The following is a 16207-nucleotide window of genomic DNA, read 5'->3' on the forward strand; positions in this document are numbered from 1 at the left end:
GATCGGCACCTTGCGTTCGACAAAGTGATAGAGGCGGCGACGATCCGCCAGATTCAGCTGCGAATAGCTTCGTGACATCCCAAAATCTCCAAGGGGAAACCATTGAAATCATTGGCATGTCGCACTTGAAAATAGAATGTACCCTTTGGGCCACGAAGATCGCATAATGTATCGACCGGAATTTGGTGGGACCGGACTGGCTCCAGAGCACGGGGATGCCGCGGGTGCGACTCTTCTGGCACTTATTTGCCGGTCTGTGTAGGCGCGGCAACCACCAGCCCAGTGCCGAGGTGCAAGGACAATTACCGAGAACCTTTCCTCACTGCTAGCCGATGTGCTCTTCGGTTTCTTTCCGCGCCCGGGAACCTCGCCGGCTTTCGACGGCTTTCGACGGCATCACGAAAGGACAGCGCAATGGCCTCGGACGAAACATGAGACGCAAAGACGCCCGACCGACAAGGACCTGAAGGAAAATCCGGGAATCGCCTTCTTCGCCTTACTCCAACGCGAGCAGTCCCCCGAGACAGATTTCCAGCACACGCTCTCTGCGTGCCTGGCGCTGGGCATAGTCTGGGACGCCGACGCCCCCGATCATCATGTCAACCGCTATCCGGATGTCCTCCACGGTCACGCCCGCCCGCACTTCGCCTCGCGCCTCGGCGATAGCGTGAACTGAGGTCAGCGTTCTCCTGAACTGCTGCTGAATGCCGATCGGGACGGCGTGTCGTTCGCTCACCGCCTGGAACAAGCGCCCGGTCTTGACCAGCCCGACCGACAGAGCTTCCAGGAAATGCCGCAGCACACCCTGCCTTCCGGTTTCAGCGGTGACAAGCGCGTGGAGTGCTTGGAGATCGCGTTCAAAAAGCGCAATCGCCAATGCCTCCCGGCTCGCGAAATTCCGGTAGAGTGTCGCACGGCCGACCCCGGACCGCTCGCATATCAGCCCCAAGGGCGCGTCGAGCCCCAACTCAGCGAAAACGTCCTCAGCGGCCGCCAGAATGATCTCGCGCCGGGCCCGCGCATCGGACCGCTTTGGAATATCACCCATCTTGACCCCGCGCTGTTCGTCTGGCAAATAACAATAACCGGACAAAAGTGTCCGCTTATTGGCATGTTGATACATCGATTTCATAGCGAGGGTCAATATTATGGCACCCACTTCTAATGCACCGATCGGTGCCTCTCGTTTCGCGGACGGAAAGGAGCGCTGCGCAATGACGGCGAACCTTGCGTTCGCATCGAAGGCATTGGCCGCGGGATTTGTCTTTCCGACCGCGAACGGTGCGCACACTGTGCTGCGAGGCGGCGATGAGCGTTAACGGGACAACACATGCCACGATCTCCGGCCGCAAGCTGACCCGTCGCGAGATCGAAGCCGAGGCGCAATCCGGAATGCCGGCGCACCTGGTTGACTGCGACGTGCAGGAAGCCAACCTCGCGCGTCTTACCCTGGCCGGATGGACGTTCGAGAACTGCCGTCTTCAGAAAGTTCGATTCGATGGTGCGGTCCTGCACGACGCTCGGTTCGTGTCATGCCGTGGGGCCTTCGCAAGCTTTGTAGGCGCCGACCTGGCGGATGCCTCATTCACTGGCAGCGACTTCAACAATGGGAGCTTCCGGGGTGCGGGACTGGCCTCGGTCCGCTTCGCACGCTGCAAGCTGACCGGTGCCGATTTCACCGAAATCAAAGCACTCGATCTCACGATTGAGGAATCGGTGCTCGTCTGCGCCAAGATGCCCTCCAGGTCGTTCCGCAAAGCACGGCTTCGGCAGATCGATTTCGCAGATGCGGATCTGCGGAAGTGCGATTTCCGGGAAGCGGTGTTCGAAGCATGCTCGCTGCGCAATGCCAATCTGGCGGATTGCCGCTTCGAAGGCGCCGACCTGCGGCGCGTCGATCTCGGCGGCATCCGGCTCATGGACGCCACGCGGTTCAAGGGGGCTGTGATCTCGCACACGCAAGCGGGCGAACTCCTCGCGCAGCTCGGTCTCATCGTGATCCAGGCCTCGAGATGACGCTCGAAGAGGCTGCCCAAGTCACATCTGTGGTCGTCGACGTCGCGTTTCGCGACGAGGACATGACCGACTTCCCGTTCTTCGAGGTGCGCTTTGATCGCTGTACCTTCTCCAATTGCGCTTTCGACGGTGCCCGCTTCGGCGATGCGCGATTCACAAACTCCCGCTTTGTCGAGTGCTCATTTCGCGATGCGAAGCTACAATCTTGCACCTTCTACGATCCCGATCTCGACAGTGGCAGCAACTGGCAGCGCTGCGATCTTTCGCACGCGACGTTCCGGAAATGTAACCTCCGAGCGAATGCGATCACCAACACCAAAGCCTTCCTCCTGTCCCTGGCAGAATGCGACGCTTCCGCCTCGACGCTCCATCTGGAAGTCCAGCGCCGTGTCGCCGCCTCGCGCTCAGTTACGGGAGGCATCATCTGCGCCAGGACCAAACTCTATGAGGCCGTGCTCAAGGAGCGCGACTGGGAAGGAAGCCGATTCGAATATTGCGATCTGCGCGGTGCTGACTTCCGGGACGGCAATTTCTTCGGTGTCAGTTTCGCGAATTCGAACCTGAACAATGCGCGGTTCGACCGGGCCAACCTCAGCGAAGCTAACATCGCCCATGCCGATATCGACGGTCTCGATCTGACCCTCATGCGATCCTTTGACGGTATCACAGTCAGCCGCGCCCAGCACGATCAGATCCTTGCCAACTTCAATATCCGATCAGCAAATTGAGTAAGCCCACCTCAGGGCGCAGGCCGTGAGACGACCCAAGGAGGAGATTAGTGCAATGTGCGGCAGATATAGCCAAGCCTATACCTGGGACCAGATTCACGCGTTCAGCCAGCCGTTGACCGTGCCGGCGAGCCATGGCGAGCTTCGGCCTCGGTTCAACATCGCGTCGACGACAACGGTTGAAATCATCGTGCGGGCCGAGGACGGCGGCCGAGAGCTGCGGCGTGCCAGGTGGGGGATCATCCCGGGCTGGTGGAATAAAACGCAAAAGGAATGAAGCTGGCCACCTTCAAGGCCTGGGTGGAAGCGGCCGATACATCTGGCATGTTCAAGAGCTCATTTCGAAACCGGCGCTGCATCATCTTCTTTGAGTGGACCGGGGACAAAAGGGACAAGACCCCGCCCGATTTCAGCGCGGCCGATGGTGAGTTAATGGCCTTCGCTGGCCTGTGGGACAGCTGGAAAGATCGGGAAACCGGCAAAACCGTCACGAGCTGCACCATCATCGTGCGCGAGGCTGACGCATGGAGCGCGAAATATCACGATCGGATGCCGTGCATGCTCCACTCTCGGGATTTTGACGGTTGGCTGGACGGTCGGGCCGAAAGGGATCTGCTGATGCAGCCGCCTCGGGAACTCCGGGAATGGATCGTCTCGAAGCGCGTGAACGTGTCGGGATACGTGTAAAAACCGGTCACGAGAAGCCAGTGGCTGTACTGAAGATTGCCCAATCGCTATTTTGATTTTCGCGCTCGTGAAGCGACTGCACCGCAGAGGCTTCACGCAAGCGAGATCGCTTTTGAGTGGGATATAGCGGCGGCGTCCATCCCGAGATCAGTCTATGTTCCCGTTATGTGCGTCTGGGATCGCATAATGTATCGACTGAAACTGGCTACGCGGGTTGCTTCGGGTGGAATGCCAATGCTTCGATCATCAGGACAACTCGCTGAAGGTCTTCGCATTTCAACGCCTTGAGCGCAACGGCAATGCGGTCTTGGAATTGCTCTTCGACGGTGCGGACCTTGTTGTTGGTGGCATTCACGCCCAGCAATTCATCGACGCTGATGCCCAAGACATCGGCTACGCGGACCAGAGTGGACAGGTCTGGTTCACGCACTCCGCTGACATAGTTTCCATATCGTCGATCACTCAAGCCAGCGCGGCGCGCCACCTCAGCGTTTGAAATCCCAAGTTGTTCAGCGCGGCGCTTTAGGTTCAGGGCAAATGTATCCATGCCCACATTTTGTTCATGACAAACCACACGGGTCTATGTACGATACGTGGTATTCAGAACAAACGAAACGTGGTTGTTATGGAGCTTCGACAACTTTCCTACTTCGTCGCGGTTGCTGAGGAGCTGCATTTCGGTCGGGCGGCAGCACGGGTGCATATCGCCCAGCCGGCTTTGAGCTGTCAGATCCAGTCGCTCGAAAAGGAACTCGGCGTTCGCCTGCTGGAGCGCTCGACGAGAAAGGTCGAACTGACCAGGGCAGGGGAGATCTACTACGATCGCTGTGTGAGGATCCTGGGCGATGTTGATCTGTCGGCCGAGGTGGTGCGTTCGGTTGCCGGCAAGGCGAGGCGCAAAATCCGGATCGGAACCGTTTATCCGGCAACGATCGGTCTGCTGCCGGCGTTCCTGGCCCGCATCGGCCGCAAGTATCCCGATATCGAGCTACATATCATGAGCGGCTCGACCAACGACATCATCCGCGGGCTTGAGAATGGCCAGATCAATCTCGGCTTCATCCGCCCGGTCGAAAACATCGGCTCGCTCAGGTTCTTCTCGATCGCGCACGAGCGCTATCTTCTGGCGGTGGAGAAGAACAGCGCGCTTCTTGCCCGAAGCGAGATCGGCATCGAGGATTTGCAGGGTGAGAAGATCATCTCGTTCTCGCGCCAGAACCTGTCTTTTACCGAGCGCTATTTCGCGGAAAAGTTCGAGGAGCACGATCTGTCGAAGAGTGTCGCCTATACATGTGACGACACCTTCTCGTTGGTGTCACTGGTGTCGGCCGGTCTTGGCATCGGTTTTGCGCCGGAATGGACGCTCGATCTGCCCAACCGCAATTTCGAGCTCAGGAAGGTGAGGGGTATCGACTTCCGGATCGGGCTTGGGGTCGCGTGGTCCAAGGATGATCCGACGGCGGCCAGAGACGACATCATCGATATCGCCCGCTCGTTGGTCAGGCAGGGCAGGTGAGGGCGCTTGTGCTCGACGGTGGGGCGCGGGTGGTCGCTGCTGTTGCGATCCTTCGGTCAAGCGGAGCGGTTCGTCGGGGTAGTGATCGATCGAGACGCTCCTATGCGGTCTCGATCGATGCCGTCGACGACCATCGGAAGGTTTCGCCGGTCGCCTACAGGGGTGCATTATGACGGCCATCTTTCGCGCAACGGCGACGGCTGCCTTCTTTAGGCCGCTCCATTTGGCGATCCGCAGCCCCCCGGCTTTGAGCGCCGACCATTTCTCGACGCGCGTCAGGGGTTGCGGGCTCGGACAGGTAGGCCCGGACGAGAGGATCGCCACATTGGAGATCTTACCGGCGCGGAGGGGTGGAAATGTTCCATACCTTCGCGAGAATTCGTCGAGAGATTATTCCGGCAGCAAATCCACAGGTACCGCGCCGATGATCGAGCCGCTTTCGACCAACCTGGCGGCTGTTTCCAAGTCTAGAGCCATGTACCGGTCGACCTGAAGCCCAGAGACGGCCTTGCGAATCGCTGCGACGACATTCTGCAGCGCTGTGCTTGTCATGAGCGGCGCCCTGAACTCAATACCTTGAGCTGCAGCCAGCGCCTCAATACCGATGATGGCAAACAGATTCTCGGTCATCACCAGAAGCCGTCGTGCACCATGGCAGGCCATAGAGACATGGTCCTCCTGATTGGCCGATGTTGGTGTCGAGTCAACCGATGCAGGGTGAGACATCTGCTTGTTTTCTGACATCAGGGCTGCCGATGTCACTTCGGCGATCATGAAGCCGGAGTTCAAACCGGGGTTGGCGGCCAGGAATGCCGGCAAGCCGAACGAAAGCGCCGGATCGACGAGCAGTGCGATGCGGCGCTGCGTGATCGCACCGATTTCGCAGATGGCGAGGGCGATCTGGTCTGCGGCGAAGGCGACCGGTTCGGCATGGAAATTTCCACCTGAAACAACCGTGTTGTCGCTTAACACCAGTGGATTGTCGGTTGCTGCGTTAGCTTCAATTTCCAACGTGGCCGCGGCTTGGTGCAATAAGTCGAGGCAAGCGCCGACGACCTGAGGCTGGCAACGAAGGCAGTAAGGATCTTGCACTCGTTCGTCACCGTCGAGATGGCTGTCGCGGATTCCGGAGCCATTTAGCAAGCGCCGCAGGGAGCCCCCGACCACAATCTGGCCGTAGTGACCGCGAAGGCTGTGGATGTCCGGGTGGAACGGGGCCGTCGACCCCATCGCCGCATCGACCGACATCGCGCCGGTGACAACGGCGGTTTGAAGGGCGCGGTGTGCTCGGAACAAACCTGCCAGGGCCAGAGCCGTCGAGGTTTGCGTGCCATTGATCAGCGCCAGGCCCTCTTTTGCAGACAGTGTGATTGGCGACAGTCCAGCACGGTGCAGCGCTATGCGGCCACTAACCCGATCGCCATCATAGAATGCCTGCCCTTCTCCCATCATGACTGCTGTCATGTGCGCGAGCGGGGCGAGATCGCCCGACGCGCCGACAGAGCCCTTTTCCGGGATCACGGGAATGACGCCTTTTTCCAACATGGCCTCGATCAGTTTGAGCATTTCGAGCCTCACTCCGGACGCTCCCCGCCCAAGCGAGATCAGTTTGAGGGTCATGATCAGACGCACAATCGGCTCGCTCAACGGCGCGCCAACACCACAGCAATGCGACAGAATGAGGTTGTGCTGCAGCGTAGCGGTATCACTTGCATCGATGCGGACCGATGCCAGCTTTCCAAAGCCGGTATTCACGCCGTAGACGGGCTCGGAGCCCGCGGCGATCTGTGCGATACGCGCTGCCGCGTTCTCAATGGCCGGGTGAAACTCGGGCGATATAGCGGCCGGGGTACCTTCCCGGAAAACCTCTGCCAACTCGGCCAGCGTGACTTTTCCAGGGTGCAATATGATTGACATTCGAGCCTCCGTGTCGGCGGCGCATGCCCACACAGTGGTGGAAAACGCCGAAATTCATTCATACGCTACTGAATGAAAGATTTCATATTGAATGACAAGAAATATTTTTATACAGTAATCCCGGTAACCAACAAAGCCCAACGGGCAATAAGGGGATTGAGATGAGGACAATTCTGGCAGCTATGGCCATGTCGCTAGCCGTGACCATGTCAGCGCAGGCGCAAACCAAGGAACTGGTGGTCGCCGCATTCGGCGGCGCATACACCGATGCCCTGAAGAAGAACATCGCCACCTTCGAGCAGGAAAACGACGCGAAGGTTACCTTCATTCCGGCGTCCGGCGCCGATGGCCTTGCGAAAGCCATGGCGAAAGAGGTCGATGTCATTCACGCGGACCTGGCCTGGGCATACCGCGGCGAAGCGCAGGGCGCATTTGAAAAGCTTGATCCGGCAGTCGTCACCAACCTCGACAAGCTTTATCCCAAGGCCCGGTTCTCCAACTATGGCGTCATCACTAACTTCGGCCAGTACGGGCTTGCCTACAATCCCGAGGACGTTAATCCGGCGCCGACATCCTGGGCCGACCTGTGGAAGCCTGATTATGAAGGGGCGGTTACCACGGCCGGGTTCGACGCGGCGAACGTCGAGTTGCTTGTCCTCATGGCGAAACTTAACGGGGGGAGCGAGGAAAACATCGATCCCGGTTTCGCCAAGATGGCGGAACTTGGTAAGCACATCACGGTTTTCTACAACCAGCACGCCCAGCTTCTTGACCTCTTCCGCAATCAGGAGGTCGTGATGGCCCGTTGGGTGCGCGGCCGTGTGCATTGGGCAAACGAGCAGGGCGTTGCCTTGAAGTTCGCTGTTCCCAGCGAAGGAGCGATCGGTCTCGTATCGACCGTACATGTCGTCAAGGATCGGCCGAACACGGAACTGGCGATGAAATTCGTCAACTATCTACTCAGCGAGACCAGCCAGAAGACCTACGCGTCGGACCTCGGATATACACCGGCGCGCTCCGGCCTTGATCTCGCCGGGGTCGATGTTCCCTATGGTGAGGAGGTCGTCAACTCCCTGCTGATTTCTGACTGGAAGAAGATCGTCCCCCAGATGGATGCGTGGAAAGAGCGCTGGGAAAAAGAAGTAGTCGCGCGCTGACCAGGACCAACATCTGCCCGGTCGATCAGGCCGGGCTTTTCTTAAACAGGAGGAGGGGTTGATGGGCCAAATTAGCGTCCGCACCATATCAAAGAACTGGGGCGCGTTCAGCGCACTCAAGAACATTAATCTCGACGTGCGCGAGGGCGAGTTCCTCTCGATCCTTGGCCCGAGTGGATGCGGCAAGAGCACGCTTTTGCGCATTATCGCCGGCCTTGAGGACGCCAGCAGTGGCGACATCTATATCGCGGGCAAACAGGTGACAAACGATCCTGTCTGGAAACGTAAGATCGGTTTCGTCTTCCAAAATTTTGCCCTCTGGCCCCATCTGACGGTGTTCCGCAATGTTTCGATGGGTCTCGAATTGCGCAAGACGCCGAAGGACGAGCTCTACGAAAGGGTAATGGACGCCCTGCGCATGGTGCAACTGGAGGCACTGGCGGACCGTCTCCCCACACAATTGTCCGGAGGCCAACAGCAACGTGTTGCACTCGCGCGCGCTATCGTGCTCAAGCCGGATGTTCTGCTCCTGGACGAACCGTTGAGTGCCCTCGACAAGAACCTCCGACAGGACATGCAGGTGGAGCTGAAGGCCCTGCAGCAGACATTGGGCCTGACGACGGTGTTCGTGACGCATGACCAGGAAGAGGCTCTGTCGTTGTCCGACCGCGTCGTCGTCATGAACAAGGGTGTGATCGAACAACTGGACACACCAGACGCCATCTACAATAGCCCTGTATCCGAATATGTTGCCCGCTTCGTTGGCGAAGCCTTTTTCTTCCGTGGGCGTATGGAAGGTAATGGGACGGTCCATAACCTGCGCCTCCCTGACAACAGGCTCGTGCCGGTCAAAGGCAACGGCAACATGCGCGTAGGTCACGAAGGCGTCGCGTTCGTCAGACCCGAATGGGTCGATCTCAGCAAATTTGAGGCGCACTTTGAGTCGGATGCGCCACAGGGTGTGATCGAACGAATGATGTTCTTTGGCCAATCAAGTGATTATCTGGTTCGCGTTGAAGGCCGGCAGTTGCGTGTCAAGTATCGAACCGACGGCCCGGCGCTCAAGGCCGGCGACCGCGTTGCTCTTCGCTGTACGGCAAGGGTATTGCCCAACGAGGGGCAGGCGTCATGAAGCGTCCTGCACTGCTATTCCTGCCAGCGATCACGATCCTGGGGGCATTTTTTATCCTTCCTCTTATTTGGGTCCTCATTCTTAGCTTCCTCAGCAGCGGTCCCACGGGCGAAGTTCTCAACCAATTCACGATCGCCAACTATGGCCGCTTCTTGGGCGACAGCTACTATCTGAACGATCTTTTATTGCGCACGATACGCCTGGCGGCGATCGCAACATTTTTCTCCATCATGATCGGTTATCTTGGCGCGTTCGTTATCGTTCGGGCCGAGCCACAAACACAGACGTGGTTGGTGCTGCTGGTCATGTTGCCACTGTGGGTCAACCTGGTTGTTAGGACACTCAGCCTGATGGTTGTGCTCGGCCGCAATGGACCGATCAATCAGTTCCTTGTCGGCTTGGGGATCGCCGACAGGCCATTGCAGCTGCTGTACAACGAGACGGCGGTGTTGATCGGCATGATCCAGGTCGCCGTACCGTTCGTCGTCATGTCGATTTACGGTGTCCTTCAATCGATACCGCGTCAACTCGAGCATGCAGCCATGACCGTCGGCGCAACACCTTTTGCAGCGTTTCGGCGGGTTACCCTTCCGCTCAGCGTTCCCGGCATTCTCGCCGGAAGTGTGCTGGCCTTCGGAATCAACGTGGAATCCTTCGTCGTGCCAATCCTGCTCGGCGGCGGTCGGGTGCGTTTCATGAGCGTGGCGGCGTATGAGACGGCGACAGTTTCCAATAACCTGCCATTCGCTGCCACGATCGGCGTAATCCTGCTGATCGTCACGATGGTGATGCTCGGTGTCTACCAATGGGCGGTCCGTTCGGCCGGCAGATCAACCGCTGTGCTTCAGGCGAGTTGAAGAAGGAAAAAGTATCCATGCAAAAGACACTTCTTGGCACAAGCCTCTGGTATGCCGGTACGATCCTGTTCTTCGCCTTCCTACTTGCGCCGCTTGTTGTCCTCGTCGCCGTGTCGTTCAATCCGACGGCCATGGTCTTTCCGCCGCAGGGCTTCACGCTCAAATGGTACGGAACGATTCTCGATAAGCCGGACTTTCTGTACGCAGCCTGGGCAAGCACAATCCTCGGCATCATTACAGCCGTGGTCAGCACAGGCCTTGGCGTGCTGGCAGCGATAGGCCTTCAGCGGTACAATGGTCTCCTCAAGGGAGCGGTGTCGTCGTTGCTGATGTCGCCACTGTTCATCCCGGCTGTCATCGTTGCATTGGCGCTTTTCCAGCTTATCTTCATGATGGGTATCGTCAACAATGTCTGGACATTGGTCGCCGCGCACGTTGTTGTCACAATTCCCTACCCCATCCGCAATGTGATGGCCCAGATGGAGGGTTTTGATGTACGGCTCGAGGAAGCGGCACTCACTGTCGGCGCGACGCCCCGACAGGCGCTCTGGCGAGTGACCTTGCCTTTGCTCAAGGCGAGCATCATCCCATCGCTGATCATCGTGTTCGTCCTGTCCTGGAACAACTACACGGTATCCGTATTTCTCGCCAACAAGGACTGGACCACGCTGCCGCTGCAGCTTCGCGCTTACCTCCAGTACGAGTACGAACCATTCGTGGCCGCGATGTCGACCATACTTATTCTTCTGTCGATCGTTCTGCTCGTCATTGTCGACCGTACTGTTGGTCTCGGCAGCGTCAGGAAACGGCCTAGCTGACAAACACTTTCCGCTTTTTCGATGAACGGTCGATTAGGTCGAGGCGCTTCTGCGCCTCGCCATTCATGTTGTTGCACATCGCATCGAGCAGGACAGACACCAGCATCGATGACGCGGCATAGGAATCGAAGACAAGCCGGGAGTTAACCCGCGCTGTCAGAAGGAAATCGGCCGTACCGTCGTGATCGGTGAAGCTCGCATCGGAAATTAATACCACCTTCATGCCAACCTGGCGTGCAAACTCGATCAATCTCACAGTCTCTCTCGGATAGAGGGGCATCATAAAAACGAGCAAGGTACGTCCACCCGCAGCGTAGCATTGCTCGATCTGGTCCTCGATAACCGATCCGCCGGCAGCCAGGAGTCTGACATCCGGGTGCACTTTCGACGCGAAGTAGGCAAATTGCGTTGCAAGGCCCGCTGAGGCACGCAACCCTAATACGGCAAGTGGCCGAGACGCGGCCAGGGTTTGACCGAGTCGATCGATGAGATCCGCGTCGGTCAGCGACTGTGCAAGTTCGGCGAGGTTGCCCGCCTCCGCAAGTGCGGCGGCTTGATACCGGTTGGTCTCGCCTTCATCGACGGTATTGTCTTCACTGGATACACCCGAGCGCAGGAACCGGCGCATCTCGAGGTAACCATCGAAGCCAAGCACCATAGCAAAGCGCGTCACCGACGGCTGGCTTACATTGGCAAGATCCGCAAGTTCCATGCTCGATAGGAAGCCGAGTTGAGCGCTGTTTTCGATCATGCATTGCGCAATGCGGCGTTGCGCTGGCGTCAGTCTCTGCCCATTGGTCCGGCGATCAAGTTCGGCTCTGATCGCCTGGCGATCGGCCGGCTGCGCCTGACCTGACAGTTGCGAGATCTCGTGAGCACCCATAACCTCAGCGTCTTCATTCATTCGCTTTTTCTCCGACCCTACATCAATGTATCAATATATTCACAAAATGACTGGCTGCATAACCGGGCCGACAACAAAAACCAAAGCCCCGGTTCAGAACCGGGGCTTTGCAGCACAGAGTTGAGGGCAACCGAGGGTTAGGCAGCGACAACCTTGGAGAAGGAAAGCACTTCCGTAGGCTTACGGTGTGGGAAGGCGACGCCGAGATTCCACGGGAAGATGAAGTGAATCCAGCGATGCATGCGGATGACATAGGTCATCATTGCACCGGTGAGCTCCACATATTCCTCTTTGGTTTCCAGCTTGTCGAGGGCGTCGGAATACATCTGCCCGATCTGATGCATGTTGGTGAGACCGAGATCTGTCATGAACTCGAATACGTTGAACGTACCGGTCAGGAACTCGCGCGTCATGCGGTTGAGCGTCGCCAGCTCCATATCGTCGTATTTAGAGATCTTCAGCAGCCGGTACATCACGTCCGCACCGACGAGCATGAGGTAGGCTTCAAGGTGAACGAGCACCGAGAAGGACTGCTCGCCGCTGCCGGCGCCGCTGTCGATCACACCCCAGCGGACCTTCTGGATCTCTTCCGGCTCATTGAACCAGACCCGGTCGATTTCTTTCTCGATAATTGACTTGGCCTCGCGCCAGTTGCCTTCGAACTTGGTGATAGCCGACATTATGCAGCCCTCCGGACATTGATCTCGACGATGTTACGGCGGGGCTGTGCAACCGTTTGCTCATAAACAAGTGCGCCGAGTTCCTGCAGCTTCGACAGGTCTTCCTCGAAGACCTCGGCGAACTTGTTGACCTTGGCACTCTCGGTGATCTTGCCGTAGGTGAGGCAGATCGTCTGACCGGGGGCATAGAGATAGACGGCGCCGGGGTGACGCTCGACCATGTTGGTGCGGCCGAGGTGCACGATGCGGGTCGGCATCCAGATGGCCTCGCCGGAGATAACGACATGGCCCAGCGTGCTTTTGAGCGGCAGTTGGGCGAGCACCTGCTCGACGACGTCCGGGTTATCGTTCACGAGCAGCTTTGCTCGGAAGGAAAGGCCGACGCCTGGAGCATGGAACTCGAGTGTCTCTAATGATGACATAGGGGCTCCTCAGATAGAATGAATGGAAATTTCCCGGGCCTCACTGTTATGTATATAACCATTCATAATGTCAACGAATGAAATTACACATTCGTAATCGCGACCATTTTCCGCCGCATCGACGACGATCAGGAAGCGCCAACCGCTTATGAACGAAGTGTGTTGGTAGGTCGGGGAGCAACGTCCGACACAGCCGGGATCACCGATCATGCTCGGCTAGGGAAGACCTAGAAGCCTTCGTTGGAAAGGATCCGTGCGGCTTCGACCAGCGCGAACACATCCGGCTGCAATGTGTCGTGATTGCCGATCACTTCGAGCTTGATCAGTTCGTCTGAAAACCTCGCGCGCCATCTTGGCAGTGAGCGCCGTCTCCTTCGTGGTGTGGCAGCCGGCGGTGTTCGGCAGTATTTTCGTACCGAGCTCGCGGATCAGTTCGAAAAACGCACCCCCCGCCCTGCCGCCGGCCGTCTCTCTCCTCAACGAGACCTTGATGATTTGTGTCTGTGAAGCCACGGCGTCCCAGGTATTCCCTGCCGAGCACGGAGAAGGGGCGCTGCGCTCGGTGGTCCCCGGCCGTTATCAAGCTGGCTGGACGCATTGCCTCGCCAAACCGGCACGATTGAACTTGGTTGCGGCATCACGATCCTGCGCGTTATCTTCACGGGCAAGGAAGCCGGCGGTATTGAAGATATCAAAGGTTAACACGACGCCGGCCTACCGTGACTTGCGCCGACGTCAATCCCGACGCCGCAGGCGTACCATCGCTCCTCGGCTGGCGACCCGTGCCACGAGATTCTCTGCGTTGAAACGATGGGCCGCCGATATAGCGAAACGACGCGGTATGCAGCGGGCCAAAGTGGCGCTTGCTCGCAAACTCGCGACTGTCCTTCATCGAATGTGGGTGGACGAGAGCGAGTTTCGCTGGAGTAAAGGAGCCTCAGTGGCATAGAGATTCATTATCGAGATGAGGCCATTGTAAGGTCTTGTCTCTATCAAGGTCCCGTCACCGGGACGAGCGCCTGGTAAGGTCGTAGATAGCGCTGTGATGCTTCGGCCATCACGCCCTATGAGATTGACCCGCCGGTTCTGGATCTTATGGCATAGTGTGGCGACCTACGTGTCGACCACGGACAGAAGCATGATCCGGGTGACGTGATTTTGGTGATGAGGGACTTGACGAACGAAGGCCCATTACAGAAGCGCTATCTGCTGGCTTTGGAGAAGAACAGCTCGCTGCTTGCTAGAGGCGAGATCGGCATCGAGGATCTGAAGGGCGAGAAGATCATCTCGTTCTCACGCCAGAACCTGTCTTTTACCGAGCGCTATTTCACTGAGAAGTTCGAGGAGCACGATCTTTCGAAGAACGTTGCCTATACCTGTGACGACACCTTCTCGCTGGTGTCACTGGTGTCAGCCGGTCTTGGCATCGGCTTTGCGCCGGAATGGACGCTGGATCTGCCCAACCGCAATTTCGAGCTCAGGAAGGTGCGAGGTGTCGACTTCCGGATCGGGCTTGGGGTTGCCTGGTCGAAGGACGATCCAACCGCGGCCAGAGACGACATCATCGATATCGCGCGCTCGCTCGTCAGGCAGGGCAGGTGAGGGCATTCGTTCTCTTGTGGAAATCCCAGAGAAGGGGCGAGGTCCCGAAAACCTCGTTGTCTGCCATCCCTCAATCAAACGGAGCGGTTTGCCGGGCCTAGGCTTCCCGGCCGTTGGCCGTCGCGATGCTGATCCTCCGAGACGAGGCTTTTAAATGTCTGGGAGGTTTGCCGGGGTGAAATAGACTCTGGACCTATTAAACCTCTTGCGGGAGTGGTGATCGATTGATTCAAAAGGCGGCGTAAGGAGGCTTCGCCCATCTCCGCGCCCGGGAACAGCAACAATCCGGACCCTGCGAAGTTTCTCTATTGCAGAAGCCGGTTGAACAGATTTCCCAACGTGCCCGCGTCCTGATCGGGCTGCTCCGCTCCAGGGACCGGTTGTCTGGCCGCGGGTTCGAGAGTAGCGGGGTCTTCGTCGGCTTGCTGGTCCGGCGGCGCCTTGTCGCTCTGCGCCACATTGCCGTCAATGATCTCCTCGATAGAAAGTTGGTTTCGCTCGCCTTTGAGGGTCTTGTCGATGGCGCCGCCGACGATGTCGCGCAAGGATCCACCAGTCGCTTTGCCGGAGAGCAGGTCATCGATCCGCAGCGTGTCGGTCGGCAATCCGAACTTCTTCAGCGTCGCCAAGGCAGCGGTGGGGTTCTTCAAAAGTCCCGACAGATCGGGATATATGTGCGGACGGGCAAAGGGCCCCTCGATCAGGACCGGAACTCCGATACCGTCAGTTGAGATCTCGGCGCCCTGTCCATCCAGCGACGCGACCACCCGCGGATCGAGCCGAAACTTCATCTGTCCGTCCGCGAGGTTTGCCTCCCCGGTCCCGTTCATGCGCACAAGCGGGCCGATAAGCTTGATATCCTCGGTTCGTGCAACGCCGCTATCAACGGCGAACGAGGCATCGAGTTCAGTGAACCCTGTAGCTTGGCTTTCATTCTGCTTGAAGCCCGACGACATCAGGCCAACGAGGTTGTTATAGGCGTCGGCGATATCGATGCCGCGGATGGCGCCATCGGAAAACCGGACATCCGCGCTGCCTTGAAGCGATTGTTTGAGTGTGCCAGTCGTGCTGCCAGCTCCCGTTATGTCGAGCTTGGCCTGCAGCGCGCCTTCAAGATGTCTGAAGCCTGCCATGTCGGTCAGAAGCGGCGCCGCCGAAGCGCCCGCGATCGAGGCGTTTAAAGCAATCGACGGTTCTGACCCGGAGCCGTCGGCCCTCAGGCTTGCGGTAATATGGCCGCCATAGAACGGGCTTTCAGGAAGGCTGAGACTTGCGACTCCATCGGCAACGGTAAGAGTGGTTGCCACCGGCCCTGCAAATACGTTTCCGTATCCAAGTTTATCAGCGTTGACACTAATCGATGCGTCGATCAATCGAAGCGAGGAGAAATCCAACGGAGCGTTGGGCGCAGGACCAGCTCCCCGCGCCTTCGATTGAGGTTCAGGCGAGCGCGCGCCGGCGAGGCGCGCAAAATCTAACTGTGCGAACTTGAGGGCACTGGATATCTTCAATGGTTTTGTGAATTGGACAGAGCCACTTCCGGTCCCCTCGACACCATTGACGGACAAAGTGGCACTTTCGAACTGAACGCTCGCCGGGCTCGCGCTGACATCACCGTTGAACGCAAATAGGTCGATGTTGTCCGGGCCGCTCTGTCCAAGCCAGCCAAGGAACCCGCGAACGTCCGCTGTCGAAAAAATCAGCTTGCCGGCATAGCCGTTCGGAATGGCCGCTTTGCCATCAAGCGAAAGAGCCGCTCCCGGCATACGCA

Annotated in this window: 16 protein-coding genes and 4 pseudogenes; 11 read left to right on the top strand and 9 right to left on the bottom strand. The window is 58.1% G+C overall.

Annotated elements, in window-relative coordinates; all coding sequences use genetic code 11:
• Positions 1 to 496: 496 nt before the first annotated feature.
• Positions 497 to 1132, bottom strand: a complete 636-nt coding sequence (locus IB264_RS33880) for a TetR/AcrR family transcriptional regulator (RefSeq protein ID WP_210335716.1) — start codon at positions 1130 to 1132, stop codon at positions 497 to 499.
• 149 nt (positions 1133 to 1281) lie between these two features.
• Between IB264_RS33880 and IB264_RS33885 the strand changes: the two genes are divergently transcribed.
• The 4 genes from IB264_RS33885 to IB264_RS33895 are packed head-to-tail and all read left to right on the top strand — an operon-like array spanning position 1282 to position 3431.
• Positions 1282 to 2016, top strand: coding sequence for a pentapeptide repeat-containing protein (locus tag IB264_RS33885; RefSeq protein WP_210335717.1), 735 nt, complete (start codon positions 1282 to 1284; stop codon positions 2014 to 2016).
• Positions 2013 to 2744: a pentapeptide repeat-containing protein gene (locus IB264_RS33890; protein ID WP_025431041.1), complete on the top strand. Its 732-nt coding sequence runs from the start codon at positions 2013 to 2015 to the stop codon at positions 2742 to 2744. The genes IB264_RS33885 and IB264_RS33890 overlap by 4 nt, the downstream gene beginning before the upstream one ends.
• A 55-nt stretch (positions 2745 to 2799) precedes the next feature.
• Complete coding sequence (locus IB264_RS35215; RefSeq protein ID WP_256435897.1) at positions 2800 to 3021, top strand: SOS response-associated peptidase family protein; 222 nt, start codon at positions 2800 to 2802, stop codon at positions 3019 to 3021.
• Positions 3018 to 3431, top strand: coding sequence for an SOS response-associated peptidase (locus tag IB264_RS33895; RefSeq protein ID WP_256435898.1), 414 nt, complete (start codon positions 3018 to 3020; stop codon positions 3429 to 3431). The genes IB264_RS35215 and IB264_RS33895 overlap by 4 nt, the downstream gene beginning before the upstream one ends.
• A 205-nt stretch (positions 3432 to 3636) precedes the next feature.
• Here the strand turns inward: IB264_RS33895 and IB264_RS33900 are convergent, their stop codons facing one another.
• A complete protein-coding gene (locus tag IB264_RS33900) occupies positions 3637 to 3978 on the bottom strand; it encodes a helix-turn-helix domain-containing protein (RefSeq protein WP_192435297.1) in 342 nt (113 codons plus the stop codon).
• Between the two features lie 78 nt (positions 3979 to 4056).
• Between IB264_RS33900 and IB264_RS33905 the strand changes: the two genes are divergently transcribed.
• Positions 4057 to 4947: a LysR family transcriptional regulator gene (locus IB264_RS33905; protein ID WP_192435299.1), complete on the top strand. Its 891-nt coding sequence runs from the start codon at positions 4057 to 4059 to the stop codon at positions 4945 to 4947.
• A 162-nt stretch (positions 4948 to 5109) separates the two neighbouring features.
• Here the strand turns inward: IB264_RS33905 and IB264_RS35720 are convergent.
• Positions 5110 to 5226: pseudogene (locus tag IB264_RS35720) on the bottom strand (IS110 family transposase); the annotation flags it as partial.
• Between the two features lie 111 nt (positions 5227 to 5337).
• The gene (gene hutH / locus IB264_RS33910) at positions 5338 to 6864 is read right to left on the bottom strand and encodes a histidine ammonia-lyase (RefSeq protein WP_192435301.1); all 1527 of its coding nucleotides are present in this window, start codon (positions 6862 to 6864) and stop codon (positions 5338 to 5340) included.
• Between the two features lie 161 nt (positions 6865 to 7025).
• Here hutH and IB264_RS33915 point away from each other — a divergent pair, with 161 nt between their 5' ends.
• The 4 genes from IB264_RS33915 to IB264_RS33935 all read left to right on the top strand — a co-directional run bounded on the left by IB264_RS33915 (position 7026) and on the right by IB264_RS33935 (position 10828).
• Complete coding sequence (locus IB264_RS33915) at positions 7026 to 8021, top strand: ABC transporter substrate-binding protein (RefSeq protein WP_192435302.1); 996 nt, start codon at positions 7026 to 7028, stop codon at positions 8019 to 8021.
• Between the two features lie 61 nt (positions 8022 to 8082).
• Entirely contained in the window at positions 8083 to 9153 is a 1071-nt protein-coding gene (locus IB264_RS33920) for an ABC transporter ATP-binding protein (protein WP_192435320.1), read from the top strand.
• Complete coding sequence (locus IB264_RS33925) at positions 9150 to 10010, top strand: ABC transporter permease (protein WP_192435304.1); 861 nt, start codon at positions 9150 to 9152, stop codon at positions 10008 to 10010. Before IB264_RS33920 ends, IB264_RS33925 begins: the two co-directional genes overlap by 4 nt.
• A 17-nt stretch (positions 10011 to 10027) precedes the next feature.
• The gene (locus IB264_RS33935; protein ID WP_246811883.1) at positions 10028 to 10828 is read left to right on the top strand and encodes an ABC transporter permease; all 801 of its coding nucleotides are present in this window, start codon (positions 10028 to 10030) and stop codon (positions 10826 to 10828) included.
• Here IB264_RS33935 and IB264_RS33940 read toward each other — a convergent pair.
• The 4 genes and pseudogenes from IB264_RS33940 to IB264_RS33955 all read right to left on the bottom strand — a co-directional run.
• Positions 10821 to 11732, bottom strand: coding sequence for a MurR/RpiR family transcriptional regulator (locus IB264_RS33940; RefSeq protein WP_210335719.1), 912 nt, complete (start codon positions 11730 to 11732; stop codon positions 10821 to 10823). The two genes, IB264_RS33935 and IB264_RS33940, sit on opposite strands and share 8 nt — an antisense overlap.
• A gap of 137 nt (positions 11733 to 11869) precedes the next feature.
• Positions 11870 to 12412, bottom strand: a complete 543-nt coding sequence (locus IB264_RS33945; RefSeq protein ID WP_192435310.1) for a hypothetical protein — start codon at positions 12410 to 12412, stop codon at positions 11870 to 11872.
• Positions 12412 to 12834, bottom strand: coding sequence for a DUF3830 family protein (locus tag IB264_RS33950; protein ID WP_192435312.1), 423 nt, complete (start codon positions 12832 to 12834; stop codon positions 12412 to 12414). The genes IB264_RS33945 and IB264_RS33950 overlap by 1 nt, the downstream gene beginning before the upstream one ends.
• A gap of 230 nt (positions 12835 to 13064) precedes the next feature.
• Positions 13065 to 13341, bottom strand: a pseudogene (locus tag IB264_RS33955) (thiazole synthase); the annotation flags it as partial.
• 265 nt (positions 13342 to 13606) lie between these two features.
• On the opposite strand from IB264_RS33955, the pseudogene IB264_RS33960 reads away from it, so the two are divergent.
• Positions 13607 to 13783, top strand: a pseudogene (locus IB264_RS33960) (IS110 family transposase); the annotation flags it as partial.
• A gap of 161 nt (positions 13784 to 13944) precedes the next feature.
• Positions 13945 to 14436 (top strand): annotated as a pseudogene (locus IB264_RS33965) (LysR substrate-binding domain-containing protein); the annotation flags it as partial.
• Positions 14437 to 14741: 305 nt separating this feature from the next.
• Here the strand turns inward: IB264_RS33965 and IB264_RS33970 are convergent.
• A partial coding sequence (locus tag IB264_RS33970; RefSeq protein WP_192435316.1) for an AsmA family protein occupies positions 14742 to 16207 on the bottom strand: 1466 nt, incomplete at its 5' end.

The organism is Ensifer sp. ENS11 (assembly GCF_014851895.1).
Taxonomy (GTDB): Bacteria; Pseudomonadota; Alphaproteobacteria; order Rhizobiales; family Rhizobiaceae; genus Ensifer; species Ensifer canadensis.

Bases quoted from the DNA above. Each gene is read 5' to 3' on its own strand.
- IB264_RS33880 (WP_210335716.1), bottom strand. From the start codon at position 1,132: ATGAAATCGATGTATCAACATGCCAATAAGCGGACACTTTTGTCCGGT.
- IB264_RS33890 (WP_025431041.1), top strand. From the start codon at position 2,013: ATGACGCTCGAAGAGGCTGCCCAAGTCACATCTGTGGTCGTCGACGTC.
- IB264_RS35215 (WP_256435897.1), top strand. From the start codon at position 2,800: ATGTGCGGCAGATATAGCCAAGCCTATACCTGGGACCAGATTCACGCG.
- IB264_RS33895 (WP_256435898.1), top strand. From the start codon at position 3,018: ATGAAGCTGGCCACCTTCAAGGCCTGGGTGGAAGCGGCCGATACATCT.
- IB264_RS33900 (WP_192435297.1), bottom strand. From the start codon at position 3,978: ATGGATACATTTGCCCTGAACCTAAAGCGCCGCGCTGAACAACTTGGG.
- IB264_RS33905 (WP_192435299.1), top strand. From the start codon at position 4,057: ATGGAGCTTCGACAACTTTCCTACTTCGTCGCGGTTGCTGAGGAGCTG.
- hutH (WP_192435301.1), bottom strand. From the start codon at position 6,864: ATGTCAATCATATTGCACCCTGGAAAAGTCACGCTGGCCGAGTTGGCA.
- IB264_RS33915 (WP_192435302.1), top strand. From the start codon at position 7,026: ATGAGGACAATTCTGGCAGCTATGGCCATGTCGCTAGCCGTGACCATG.
- IB264_RS33920 (WP_192435320.1), top strand. From the start codon at position 8,083: ATGGGCCAAATTAGCGTCCGCACCATATCAAAGAACTGGGGCGCGTTC.
- IB264_RS33925 (WP_192435304.1), top strand. From the start codon at position 9,150: ATGAAGCGTCCTGCACTGCTATTCCTGCCAGCGATCACGATCCTGGGG.
- IB264_RS33935 (WP_246811883.1), top strand. From the start codon at position 10,028: ATGCAAAAGACACTTCTTGGCACAAGCCTCTGGTATGCCGGTACGATC.
- IB264_RS33940 (WP_210335719.1), bottom strand. From the start codon at position 11,732: ATGAATGAAGACGCTGAGGTTATGGGTGCTCACGAGATCTCGCAACTG.
- IB264_RS33945 (WP_192435310.1), bottom strand. From the start codon at position 12,412: ATGTCGGCTATCACCAAGTTCGAAGGCAACTGGCGCGAGGCCAAGTCA.
- IB264_RS33950 (WP_192435312.1), bottom strand. From the start codon at position 12,834: ATGTCATCATTAGAGACACTCGAGTTCCATGCTCCAGGCGTCGGCCTT.